General features: G+C 71.9%; 1 protein-coding gene. It reads left to right on the forward strand.

Features of this window, described 5'->3' with window-relative positions; genetic code table 11:
- Positions 1-597: hypothetical protein (locus tag D7W79_RS42565; protein WP_208729991.1), on the forward strand; the 597-nt coding region annotated here is incomplete at its 5' end.
- Positions 598-608 lie beyond the last annotated feature (11 nt).

The following is a 608-nucleotide window of genomic DNA, read 5'->3' on the forward strand; positions in this document are numbered from 1 at the left end:
CGCCTGGCCATGTCCTTCTTCGAAGTGCTCTCACCGGTTCCACGGAAGATGGACATGGGGGGAGACCTCCCCCTGCGCTTCGAAACCCGTCCGCTGGTCGGACAGGTGGTGTGGCCGCTGCTCGGGTTCGTGCTGCTCGTCGTGCTCCCCGTGGCCTACGCGTTGGACCAGGGCCTGTCCCTGGCCCTGCTGCGCGAGCAATGGATGCTGCCGCTGGTGGGCGTCCTGGGCCTGTTCGTGACCGGGACGCTCATCGTGCGGTGCCTGACGACCCGGCTGGAGGTGGTGGTGACGGCCTCGGAGGTGTCGCTGCGCGGCGCCGGAGCGCTGAGCGCCTTCACCTGGAGCGAGCCCCTGGCCCACTACGTCAGCCTCGACTGCGAGCGGCGCCACCACCCGGACTGGATTGGCGCGCAGGACGAGTACGGCATCGCGCTCACGCACCGCGAGGACCCCGAGCGCAACGTCGTCGTGCACTGGAGCCGGGATGCCCGGCGCTTCGAGGACCGGCTCGCGCGCTACGCCCAGCTCCTCCGGCTCCCCGTCCGCCAGGAGCAGCGCGCGCCCGTCGCGCAGCCGCGCGTCGCCCGGAGGTAGCACCCCCACCC

The organism is Corallococcus exercitus (assembly GCF_003611585.1).
GTDB lineage: Bacteria > Myxococcota > Myxococcia > Myxococcales > Myxococcaceae > Corallococcus > Corallococcus exercitus.